This window comes from Bacillus sp. 5mfcol3.1 (assembly GCF_900114335.1).
Classification (GTDB): Bacteria; Bacillota; Bacilli; order Bacillales; family Bacillaceae_G; genus Bacillus_A; species Bacillus_A thuringiensis_S.
Genome location: NZ_FOST01000002.1, coordinates 527,670 through 539,487, shown reverse-complemented (window position 1 = coordinate 539,487; position 11,818 = coordinate 527,670). Strand labels below are relative to the sequence as shown.

Sequence of the window (11,818 nt, the reverse complement as noted above, 5' to 3'; positions counted from 1 at the left end):
ACTTCAATCACCTTTTTTTTCATTTTCTAAAAATGTTACTTGCTCAATTATCCCTTCGAGCAAAAGCTCTTCTGGAAGAATCGTTTTAATAACAAAGGATTGTCCTTTAATTAGTAATTGACCATGTTTTAAAAGCAATCGCACTTCTTTATCTGAAAACACTAATAGCCCCCGATGATTTTCTATATAAATATGTATTTGCCCAACAAGAGTAATCCGAGGCAGATCCATTAATACATCCACTGGTAGGTCTACTTGTTTTGTTAACCAATTTTTCATTTGTTCTAATTTCTTCATCTCGAAAGACCCCCTCCTCATCCCATATATATGTATTTCTTCACAAGTGCCTATCGTGTTATAACGACTTCACTAACATAACTATATTCTGTAAGAGTTCATCTCATGTTAATTAAAACAGTCGCTATATGAAATCATATTTATCAGGACAATGATGGATCAGAGAATGTTACCCATAATAATAGAAGTATTAATACAAGAATATGCGCCCTCAGGGGATATCAGTACAAGTTAAATTAAGAAATTGAGCCTAGCAAGAAGTTGGAAACTTGAAAAAACCTGTTACAATTCGTTCTGGACGTGACATACTGACCATAGAATAAGTAGTTGTCATTCATTAGACAAATGAGATAAAATCCGAAAAAGGAAATTGCTCCACTCTGAATTTTGCGGTGTAAGTAAGAATATTTTATAGGTGGTTGTTATATGAATTTCAAAAAAATATTAGGATTCATTAAAAAACAAAAAAATGAATTAATAAGCGAGGAAATACGAAAGGAAATTGGATTTAGTCAAGAAATTTTGAATGTTATAAAACAAGTTACTAACAGCAGCATCCAGCCCTTTTATGCAACTGATTCAAAATCTAAAATAGCCGGAGTCTCTTTCGTTACCTTTGAGGATTCTGCTGAACAGCAAGTTATAAAACTTCAATCTGAGGTTCAGAAACTTGGATACTTAGCTTTTATTTGCGAAAGAAGTTTTAGTCAAGGAAGTAAGAGTGAGTGTAGAATTGCAATTACACAAGGAAATGACCAATTTGATATCCTTACAATCCAACAAACAAATGGCGTTAATTACGAAGTTAGCAATATAGATGTTATTTTTAAACTAAGAAAATGGAATGATCGCTATCCTTTTATCATAATCGGTGCAGATCATGACTGGGTTGATGCCATTTTTAGCGCGTTACCTACAGACGAAGAAATGCAATCTTTCGCGCAAGAAATGTATGAATTTTGTCCAGATATAGTGGAACAAGGAACAGAAAGCATTGAGGAGTTAGTCGAAGAAATTAAGAAAACGAAAAAGCTTTTTTTATGGTGGAATTAATCATAACTAAGGCCGTTACCTTTTTTTACATACCAGAGGCGTTTCTATCACTTACAGAAACGCTTTTTAAGCAATATAGCGTTTTTCCTTAATAAGAACAATAAAAAAACGTCTCATACGAAATGAGACGTTTTTTTATGCTAATAGCTGGATAACCAACTTATTCACAAGTGATCCGTCTGTTTTACCTTTTACTTTCGGCATAACAGCAGTCATCACCTTACCCATATCTGCTTTAGAAGTCGCACCAACTTCAGAAATAACTTGCTTGATTACATCAACTAGTTCTTCTTCAGTTAATTGCTCTGGCAAATATGCGCTTAAAATCTGAATTTCACTTTGCAGTTTATTAACAAGGTCTTCACGACCAGCTTTTTTAAATTCAAGGAGGGAGTCCTTATACTGTTTTACTTCACGAGCTAAAACTGTTACTTCCTCTTCTTCAGTAAGAGTATGTTGCAGTTTAATACCTTCATTTTGTAAAGCAGCCTTAACCATACGAATAACGGTTAATTTTTCTTTTTGTTTATTCTTCATCGCTTGTTTCATATCATCGTTTAAACGACCGAGAAGACTCATAACTTACACCCTCTCTTAGAATTTACGCTTTCTTGCCGCTTCAGATTTCTTCTTACGTTTTACACTTGGTTTTTCATAAAACTCGCGCTTTCTTGCTTCAGCAAGTGTACCAGTTTTAGAAACCGATCTTTTAAAACGGCGAAGTGCATCCTCCAAAGACTCGTTTTTACGAACGACTGTTTTTGACATTCTCTTTCCCTCCCTCCGAAACATCACACTTACATACTAACTTCAGCATGCAAAAAGAAACACTTCTTCAGCATGTCTTTTACGATTATAATACATTTTATCACTTCAGGTCAACTATTTGGCAGAATAAAAGAAGAATAGAAGCATTTCCTTTTCAAAAGTTATACAAATAGCTAGTATCCTTCTTTCATGAAGACAACTATATTTTTATCATTTCAACTTTTTTCATACAGGGATGCACGAAACGCCTCTCCACCTTCTAGTCCTTAACCGCTTCAAATAAAGAAAGCATGCAAACCGTTTCCGGTTGCACGCTCTTTTTTATGCGCTTGCTGATTCATTTTTCACATCATCTTCAAGAACACGAACAAATTGCGCTTCGTTATATGGATAGCCAGCTTTCGTAATTTTCACTTTCACTAGCTTACCAATTAATTCTTCTGATCCTTCAAATACAATTTTCAAGTAGTTATCTGTATACCCTACATATAACCCTTCACGGTCGCCGTCTTTAAATTGCTCTTCTGGAATAATTTCAAGCACTTCACCTTCAAACGCTGATGCATATTCTTTCGCTAATTGATTAGATAGCTCAATTAAACGATGAACACGATCGTTCTTCACATCTTCAGGAACTTGATCTTCCATGCGTGCTGCAGGTGTTCCTGTACGTTTTGAATAAGGGAACACGTGTAACTCAGAGAAGCGGTTCTCTTTAATGAAATTGTATGTTTCCATGAATTCTTCTTCTGTTTCACCTGGGAAACCAACGATTACGTCAGATGTAATCGCAAGGCCTGGTAACGCTTCTTTCAAACGATCTAAACGCTCTTGGAAGAATTCCATCGTATATTTACGACGCATACGTTTTAATACAGTATTAGAACCAGATTGCAACGGAATATGCAAGTGACGTACAACTACTTCAGATTTATCTAACACTTCAATTACTTCATCTGAAATTTGACTCGCTTCAATAGAAGAAATACGAAGACGTTTTAATCCGCCTACTTCCGCTTCCATATCACGAAGTAATCCAGCTAAGTTATAATCTTTTATATCTTCGCCGTATCCACCTGTATGAATACCCGTTAATACGATTTCTTTATAGCCTGCATCCACTAATTGTTGTGCTTGTTTAATAACCTCTTTTCCATCACGAGAACGCATTAAACCACGCGCCCAAGGAATGATACAGAATGTACAGAAGTTATTGCAACCCTCTTGTATTTTTAAAGACGCACGTGTACGATCCGTGAAATAAGGTACATCAAGTTCTTCGTACACACGTGTTTTCATAATATTGCGGACAGCATTAATTGGTTGACGCTCTTTACGGAATTCTTCGATGTAACCTAACATCTTTTCACGATCCTGTGTACCAACTACAATATCTACACCTGGAATCGCCATAATTTCAGCTGGAGATGTTTGTGCATAACATCCCGTTACGCAAATAACTGCATCTGGATTTTGACGCACAGCACGTCTGATTACTTGACGGCTTTTTTTGTCCCCAGTATTCGTTACTGTACATGTGTTAATAACATATACATCAGCTTTCTTTTCATATTCTGTTCTTTCATAACCACCTTGTTTAAACAATTGCCAAATGGCTTCTGTTTCATAGTGGTTTACTTTACAACCTAACGTATGGAACGCAACAGTTGACATTGATCATCACCCCATCAATTCAAAATGATACGAAGCAGCACTTAACGCGTATAACGGCGCCGTTTCTGTTCTTAAAATTCTTGGTCCTAAACTACATGGTACAAATTTATGTTCACGAAGCGCTGTAATCTCTTCCTCAGCTAAACCGCCTTCTGGGCCAAATACAATCAATAGCTTTTGACCTGGTTTCATTGTCGTTAAAGCTTTCGCAAAATTAGATTTCTCGCCTTGTTTCGCTTCCTCTTCGTAAGCAACAAGACAAACATCATACTCACCACTCATTGTAAGCAGTTGCTTAAATGATGCCGGAGCATGTACTTCCGGAATTTCACTTCTATGTGATTGTTCCGCAGCTTCTTTCACAATTTTTCTTAAACGCTCAACTTTTTTATCAGCTTTTTTCGCATCCCATTTTACGATAGAGCGAGATGCTTGAAATGGTAAGAATGCAGCTGCCCCAAGCTCAGTTCCTTTTTGAAAAATCAACTCTAGCTTGTCTCCTTTTGGCAGTCCACTTGCAATCGTCACGAAAACAGGAAGTTCACTTGACGCCTCTACCCATTCTACAATAGCCGTATTAATAAATTCACTGGTAATTTCATCAATTGAACATACTGCTGTTTTTCCGTTTACACAGCAGTAAATTTGATCGCCAGCTGTCATACGCATTACTCTCGCAATGTGATGTACATCATCACCTACAATGCGAATCTTTGCTTCACTTACATGTTTTTCTTCTACAAAATAACGTTGCATATAATCACCTTAGTAGAGTTTCGTTCCTTTCGTAAGTCAACACTTACGAAAAGAACGAAACATTATCATTTTTCATATAACAAACGGCAAGTCCCTCACCTTATAGTGAGAGACTCCCCTTTTCATTATAGACTAAAATCTATATTACGCATTTCGTGCAATAATTGCTACCCAATCTTCCATTCGTAACACTTCTTCAATTGTAAATCCAGCTTGTTCTAACGCCTCAGAAATTACTTTTTCCTTCGCAGCAATAATGCCCGATGTAATAAATAATCCACCTGACTTCACAACTCTCGCTGCATCTTCAGGGAATAAAAGAATAATTTCTGCTAATAAGTTAGCTACGATTAAATCAACAGGACCTTCAATACCTTCTAAAAGACTATTTTGCCCAACAGACACGATATCATCTGTTTTATTTAAACGCACATTCATTTCTGCACTTTCAACTGCAACCGGATCTAAATCATATGCTTGAACAGAAGACGCACCTAATTTTGCCGCTGCAATACTAAGCACACCAGAACCTGTTCCTACATCAATGATAGTGTCACCTGGCTGTACTGTTTTTTCTAAAGCACGAATACACATCGTTGTTGTTGGATGAGTTCCTGTACCAAACGCCATACCTGGGTCTAATTCAATGATTTTTTCATCAGGAGAAGATGGTGTATATTCTTCCCACGTCGGTACGATTGTGAATGTATCAGAAATTTGTACTGGATGGTAATATTTTTTCCAAGCAGTAGCCCAATCTTCTTCATTGACTTCGTTAACGGTAATATTTCCAGTACCAATTTCAATGTCGTAAGATGGAAGCACATCAATAGATGATTTTACACCTGCAATCGTTTCATGTAAAGAATCCGTTTGCGGGAAATATGCTTTTATTAATACACCTTCCGCCGGATATTCATCTGGATTCAATGCATAAATTTCACCATATTGTTGCTCGCGCTCTTTCGTTAACTCCGCTGGATCCTCAATCGCAACTCCGCTAGCACCAGCTTCATGTAAAATATGAGAGACAGCTTCTACTGCTTCTTCTGTTGTATGAATACTAATTTCTGACCATTTCACAATTTACCAACTCCATTTTTTATTTCCATTATTCCCCTTTGAAAGCACGTTTAAGCTTTCCGAATAAACTATCATCCTGCTCTTCTTGTCCTGCAAATTCACGTAATAAATCTTTTTGCTGTGAAGTCAATTTCGTCGGTACAACAACACGAACGACTACATATTGATCTCCTTGGCCGTATCCACGTACGTTCGGAGCACCTTTTCCTTTTAAGCGGAATTCTGTTCCAGTTTGTGTTCCTGCTGGAATTTTCAGCTTCACTTTACCATGAACAGTAGGAACTTCCACTTCATCACCAAGCGCCATTTGCGCAAATGTTAATGGCATTTCGCAAATAATGTGATCTCCTTCACGCTCGAAGAATTCATGATTTCTTACATGAACGACAACATATAAGTCTCCTGCTGGTCCGCCATTTACGCCGGCTTCACCTTTTCCAGACACACGAATTTGTTGACCATTATCGATACCCGCTGGAATTTTAACATTGATTTTTTTACGCTTACGAACTTTACCTGAACCGTGACATGTCGTACATTTTTCTTTAATAATTTGTCCAGTTCCTGAACAATGACCACAAGCTTGACGGTTTACGATACGACCAAACGGTGTGTTTTGTTCTACACTCACTTGACCAGAGCCTGAACAATGTTTACATGTTTCTTTTGAAGTTCCTGGTTTTGCTCCACTACCTTTACAAGTATCACATGGATCTTCTACTGGAATTTCCACATTTAATTCCTTACCAAAAATAGCTTCTTCAAAATCTAAAGTGACTTGATATTGTAAGTCAGCACCTTGGCGCGGAGCATTTGGATCACGACGTCTGCCGCCGCCACCGCCAAAGAAAGAACTAAATATATCTTCAAAACCGAAGCCACCGCCGAAGTCTCCTCCGCCGCCAAATCCACCGAATCCTTGATTTGCACCAGCATGACCAAATTGATCGTACTGCGCACGCTTTTGATCATCACTTAACACTTCGTATGCTTCTTGTACTTCTTTAAACTTTTCAATTGCATTTTCTTCTTTGCTTACGTCTGGATGGTATTTTTTAGCCAAACGACGATACGCTTTTTTTATTTCATCTGTTGAAGCGCCCTTGCTAAGTCCAAGGACCTCATAATAGTCTCGTTTACTCATAAATTTACAACCCCCGAATCTTTCACATAAACGTAATTTTAACACCGAAAGAAAGTGCTTTGCAACAAAGTTTCCTCACTTACAGTATGCAAAGCGAAAAACTTAAGATCCTCACACATCGCTTCTCATTCGTGAAAAAAGCCAAAGTCAAGGCACGCTTGACTTTGACTTTTTGTCATCTTACTTATTATGTTTACAGTTGAATTACTTGTCTTCTTTTACTTCTTCAAACTCAGCGTCAACTACATTGTCTTTCTTCGTGCCAGCGTCTTGTGCACCTTGCGCACCTTCTGCTTGACCAGCAGCTGCTTGAGCTTGCTCGTATAATTTAACAGTTAATTGTTGTACGATTTCTTGTAAAGCATCTTTTTTCGCACGAATTTCTTCAAGCTCGTTTTTCTCAATTGCAGCTTGTAATGCTTCTTTCGCTTCTGTTGCTTTTGCAACTTCAGCTGCATCTACTTTACCTTCTAAATCTTTTACAACTTTGTCTGTTTGGAATACAAGTTGGTCAGCTTCGTTACGAAGTTCAACTTCTTCCTTACGTTTTTGGTCAGCGTCAGCATTTGCTTCCGCTTCTTGTACCATACGTTCTACTTCTTCATCAGAAAGACCTGAAGAAGATTGGATTGTAATAGCTTGCTCTTTGCTTGTTCCTAAGTCTTTCGCACGTACGTTAACGATACCGTTCGCATCAATATCGAATGTTACTTCGATTTGTGGAATACCACGTGGTGCTGGTGGAAGGTCAGTTAATTGGAAACGACCTAACGTTTTGTTGTCAGCTGACATTGGACGCTCACCTTGTAATACGTGAATGTCTACTGCTGGTTGATTATCAGCAGCTGTCGAGAATACTTGTGACTTACTTGTTGGAATTGTAGTGTTACGCTCGATTAATTTCGTGAACACGCCACCCATAGTTTCAATACCTAAAGAAAGTGGAGTTACGTCTAATAATAGAACGCCTTCTACATCACCAGTAAGTACGCCACCTTGAACTGCAGCACCTAATGCTACAACTTCATCAGGGTTTACACCTTTATATGGCTCTTTACCAGTTTCACGTTTAATAGCTTCTTGTACAGCTGGGATACGAGTAGATCCACCAACAAGAATAACTTTATCTAATTCGCTTGGAGCAAAACCAGCGTCTTTTAATGCACGACGAGTTGGCTCTAATGTTCTTTCAACAAGACCTGCTGAAAGTTCTTCGAATTTCGCTCTTGTTAACGTTAATTCTAGGTGTAATGGACCAGCAGCTCCAGCACTAATGAATGGTAATGAAATTTGAGTTTGTGTTACACCAGAAAGATCTTTTTTCGCTTTTTCAGCTGCATCTTTCAAGCGTTGAAGCGCCATTTTATCTTGGCTTAAATCAATGTTATTTTCTTTTTTGAACTCAGCTACTAAGTGATCGATGATAACTTGGTCAAAGTCATCGCCACCAAGACGGTTGTCACCAGCAGTTGAAATAACTTCGAATGTGCCGTCTGCTAACTCAAGGATAGATACGTCAAATGTACCGCCACCTAAGTCATATACTAAGATTTTTTGTTCTTCGTCTTGTTTTTCTAAACCGTAAGCAAGTGCTGCTGCTGTTGGCTCGTTAATGATACGCTCAACTTCTAAACCAGCGATACGACCAGCATCTTTCGTTGCTTGACGCTCTGCATCGTTGAAGTATGCAGGTACTGTAATAACAGCTTTCGTTACTGTTTCACCTAAGTATGCTTCAGCAGAAGCTTTTAAGTTTTGTAAAATGATTGCAGAAATTTCTTGAGGTGTATAATCTTTACCTTCAACTTCTACTTTGTAGTCTGTACCCATATGACGTTTAACAGACATGATTGTATTTGGGTTTGTAATTGCTTGGCGCTTTGCAACTTCCCCAACTTGACGTTCTTCATTTTTGAAAGCTACAACAGAAGGTGTTGTACGGTTTCCTTCTGGATTTGGGATAACCTTTGGTTCTCCACCTTCCATAACAGCTACACAAGAGTTTGTTGTACCTAAGTCAATACCGATAATTTTACTCATGGCGAATCCTCCTAGTTTTATGTAAATTATTGATTTACTTTTACCATTGATGGGCGAATCACACGGTCTTTTAATTTATAACCTTTTTGGAATTCTTCCACAACCGCGTTTGATTCAAATTCACTATCTTCCACTTGCATAATAGCTTGGTGTTCATTAGGATCAAACTGTTTACCAACAGCTTCAATCACTTCCACACCTTCTTTAGTCAGCGCTTCTAACAATTGACGATGCACCATTTCCATGCCTTGTAACAAGGATTTCGTTTGCTCATCAGTCGCTTCCACTTGCATTGCTCTTTCAAAATTATCAAGAGCTGGCAAGATGTCTGAAACTAGACTTTGTGCTCTATATTTTTCAGCAGCCTGTTTATCCATTTGGACACGGCGCTTATAATTTTCAAAATCAGCTTGTAGACGTAATGTGCGACCTTCCGTTTCCGTTAGTTTCGCTTGTAACTCATCTACTTTTTCTTGTAAAAGAGCAGCCTCACTTTTTTCTTCTACAGTTTCTTCACTGTTTTCTGGCGTGACAGCTTCTTCAACTTGCGCTTCTTTTACTTCTTCTACCACTTGTTCGTTACGCTCTTCCACAATATTCACCTCCTTAAAAGGTATTAGGTATCATGCATAGCATGATTACCTAAGCATTATATATTACACACAGCAATGAAAATTTCATCACTTGAGCGAATGTATTACTCTCATTTACTTTTTAAGTCCATCAGTAAATTGTCTCGTAAATAACTGTAACAAACTAATTACACGAGAATATTGCATTCTCGTAGGACCTAAAATAGCAATTGTTCCAAGTTGCTCTTCGCCGATCGAATATGTTGCAGAAATTAAACTGCAATCCTCCATAGCCGTCGAAGTGTTTTCCCTACCAATTTTCACTTGAATCCCGACTTGTTTATGACGCAAAATGTCATAAAATTCGGCTTCATTATCAATCATGGTAAGCAAAGATCTAACCTTTTGAATGTCATGGAACTCTGGCTGCGAAAGCATATTTGCTTTTCCTCCAAAGTATATCTTTTCCGATAACGGAACTTGAAATGTACCATCTAACATTTTTATTGCACTATCGTAATTATGAACATACCCACGTAAAACTGTAACAATTTCCTTAAAGATTTTATTATGAAGTTCTTCCATCGGTACGCCAGATAGCTTTTCATTTAAAACATTAACCATTTTTTCTAAATCTGATAAATCAACAGATTCCGGAACGGTAATCGTTTTACTTTGTACATGCCCTGTATCAGTTACAATAATAGCGACTGCAGTTTGACGATCAAGCGGCACAATTTGTACATTTTTAAGTTTATTTGTACTTAACTTCGGTCCAAGAACAATGGCCGTATAATTCGTAAGTTCTGATAAAATTTGAGCAGATTGCTGTGCAATTTTTTCCGCTTCAAAAATTCTTTCAGCAAATAAATCTTTAATTTGTACAATTTCAGCGTTCGGTAAGTTTTGCGGCGCTAAAAGATGGTCTACATAAAATCGGTAGCCTTTCTCAGAAGGAACACGTCCAGAAGAACTGTGCGTTTTTTCAATAAAACCTAATTCTTCTAAGTCCGCCATTTCATTTCGAATAGTAGCTGAACTAAATGTAATTTCATCTTTTTTAGCCAACGTTCTAGACCCAACAGGCTGCGCTGATCCAATAAAGTCATCAATAATTGTTTGTAAAATTAAGAGCTGACGTTCCGTAAGCATCTCATCATCACCTCTGTTAGCACTCTTTGTCTTTGAGTGCTAAATCTATTAATAACTTACCAAAATTGACATTCAATTGTCAACGGAAACGTCACGAAATAATGAAACTTTTTCACGCCTATGGAACATTTAATTAGTCAATCAAAAATGATTGGAATACTTCATTCCCTAATAATTTTCCTTTTCGCGTTAAACGCACATGTCCATTTTCCTCTTCAAGTAATCCTTGTTCTTGATTGCTTTGTAACTGCTTCGCGAAAACTTGATCCATCTCCACATTAAATTTATTGCGGAATGCTGTTTTAGAAACACCTTTTGTTTTTCGAAGTCCTAAGAACAGTTCTTCTTCCATTCTTTCTTTCTCCGTCACCTTATGAACATCTAAATACGGAAATCCTGTTTCATCAATTTTATTAAAATATTGCTTCAGCGGACCTACATTTTGAATACGTTCCCCATTCACATAACTATGAGCTCCAGCTCCAAAGCCATAATACTCTTCATTATTCCAGTATGTGAGATTATGTCTACTTTTATTGTCACCTTTTGAGAAATTACTAATTTCATACTGGTTATAACCGTGTTTCTCCATTTCATCCATTACCATTTCATACATTTTAGCTTCATGGTCTTCACCCGGAAGACGCAATTTCCCTTTATTCATTAAGTTATAAAACACTGTTTTAGGTTCCACAATTAATGAATATGCCGAGAAATGTTGTACACCAAGCGTAAAAGCAATGTCTAATGTTTCCTTCACATCTTCTATCGTTTGTCCTGGCAAAGCATAAATAATATCTACATTAATATTTTTAAAGCCTACTTCCTGAGCTTCTCGAATTGCTAGGAATGCATCTTCCCTCGTATGCTTGCGCCCGATTTTCTCAAGCAGTTCATCACGGAACGTTTGCACACCAAAACTAATTCGATTCACTCCACCTTCTAGTAGTACATTCAACTTCTCTTTCGGTAGATCTCCTGGATTTGCTTCAAATGTCAATTCACAATTCGGAGCAAACGGACGCAAATGACGATTAATAATCTCGAGTAATTTTTTTGTCTGTTCCATATTTAACGCTGTCGGAGTTCCACCGCCCACAAAAATCGTTTTCATACTATCAAACGGAACTTTTTGAACCGTATTTATTATTTCCTTCTCTAAATAATCTAAATATTGATCAACCGGTTGGCGTTCAATAAACACTTTATTAAAATCACAATAGTGACAAATGTGCTGACAAAACGGAATATGAATATATGCAGCTTGTACCAAATATAA

12 protein-coding genes are annotated in these 11,818 nt (G+C 37.4%); 1 reads left to right on the top strand and 11 read right to left on the bottom strand.

Features of this window, described 5'->3' with window-relative positions; all coding sequences use genetic code 11:
- Window positions 1-3: 3 nt before the first annotated feature.
- Window positions 4-297: a sporulation protein YqfC gene (gene yqfC / locus BM089_RS12090; RefSeq protein ID WP_000732269.1), complete on the bottom strand. Its 294-nt coding sequence runs from the start codon at window positions 295-297 to the stop codon at window positions 4-6.
- Window positions 298-723: 426 nt separating this feature from the next.
- Here yqfC and BM089_RS12085 point away from each other — a divergent pair, with 426 nt between their 5' ends.
- The gene (locus tag BM089_RS12085) at window positions 724-1,350 is read left to right on the top strand and encodes a DUF4253 domain-containing protein (RefSeq protein WP_090977052.1); all 627 of its coding nucleotides are present in this window, start codon (window positions 724-726) and stop codon (window positions 1,348-1,350) included.
- A gap of 135 nt (window positions 1,351-1,485) precedes the next feature.
- Here the strand turns inward: BM089_RS12085 and BM089_RS12080 are convergent, their stop codons facing one another.
- The 10 genes from BM089_RS12080 to hemW form a co-directional block, all read right to left on the bottom strand.
- Window positions 1,486-1,929: a GatB/YqeY domain-containing protein gene (locus BM089_RS12080; protein WP_000054582.1), complete on the bottom strand. Its 444-nt coding sequence runs from the start codon at window positions 1,927-1,929 to the stop codon at window positions 1,486-1,488.
- Window positions 1,930-1,944: 15 nt separating this feature from the next.
- On the bottom strand, window positions 1,945-2,118 hold the full coding sequence (gene rpsU / locus BM089_RS12075) for a 30S ribosomal protein S21 (RefSeq protein ID WP_000048061.1): 174 nt from the start codon (window positions 2,116-2,118) through the stop codon (window positions 1,945-1,947).
- A 321-nt stretch (window positions 2,119-2,439) separates the two neighbouring features.
- Window positions 2,440-3,792 carry a tRNA (N(6)-L-threonylcarbamoyladenosine(37)-C(2))-methylthiotransferase MtaB gene (gene mtaB, locus BM089_RS12065; RefSeq protein WP_078401053.1) on the bottom strand — a complete coding sequence of 451 codons (1,353 nt, stop codon included), beginning with the start codon at window positions 3,790-3,792 and terminating at the stop codon, window positions 2,440-2,442.
- Window positions 3,793-3,798: 6 nt separating this feature from the next.
- On the bottom strand, window positions 3,799-4,548 hold the full coding sequence (locus BM089_RS12060) for a 16S rRNA (uracil(1498)-N(3))-methyltransferase (protein ID WP_001190142.1): 750 nt from the start codon (window positions 4,546-4,548) through the stop codon (window positions 3,799-3,801).
- A gap of 144 nt (window positions 4,549-4,692) precedes the next feature.
- Complete coding sequence (gene prmA / locus BM089_RS12055; protein ID WP_000872103.1) at window positions 4,693-5,631, bottom strand: 50S ribosomal protein L11 methyltransferase; 939 nt, start codon at window positions 5,629-5,631, stop codon at window positions 4,693-4,695.
- Between the two features lie 28 nt (window positions 5,632-5,659).
- Window positions 5,660-6,775 (bottom strand): chaperone protein DnaJ, encoded by a 1,116-nt coding sequence (gene dnaJ / locus BM089_RS12050; RefSeq protein ID WP_000043947.1) that lies wholly within the window; start codon window positions 6,773-6,775, stop codon window positions 5,660-5,662.
- A gap of 204 nt (window positions 6,776-6,979) precedes the next feature.
- Window positions 6,980-8,815: a chaperone protein DnaK gene (gene dnaK / locus BM089_RS12045; protein WP_000034701.1), complete on the bottom strand. Its 1,836-nt coding sequence runs from the start codon at window positions 8,813-8,815 to the stop codon at window positions 6,980-6,982.
- A gap of 26 nt (window positions 8,816-8,841) precedes the next feature.
- The gene (gene grpE / locus BM089_RS12040) at window positions 8,842-9,408 is read right to left on the bottom strand and encodes a nucleotide exchange factor GrpE (RefSeq protein WP_000392711.1); all 567 of its coding nucleotides are present in this window, start codon (window positions 9,406-9,408) and stop codon (window positions 8,842-8,844) included.
- Between the two features lie 114 nt (window positions 9,409-9,522).
- The gene (hrcA, locus tag BM089_RS12035; protein ID WP_000954942.1) at window positions 9,523-10,539 is read right to left on the bottom strand and encodes a heat-inducible transcriptional repressor HrcA; all 1,017 of its coding nucleotides are present in this window, start codon (window positions 10,537-10,539) and stop codon (window positions 9,523-9,525) included.
- A gap of 133 nt (window positions 10,540-10,672) precedes the next feature.
- A complete protein-coding gene (hemW, locus tag BM089_RS12030) occupies window positions 10,673-11,812 on the bottom strand; it encodes a radical SAM family heme chaperone HemW (protein ID WP_000249436.1) in 1,140 nt (379 codons plus the stop codon).
- Window positions 11,813-11,818 lie beyond the last annotated feature (6 nt).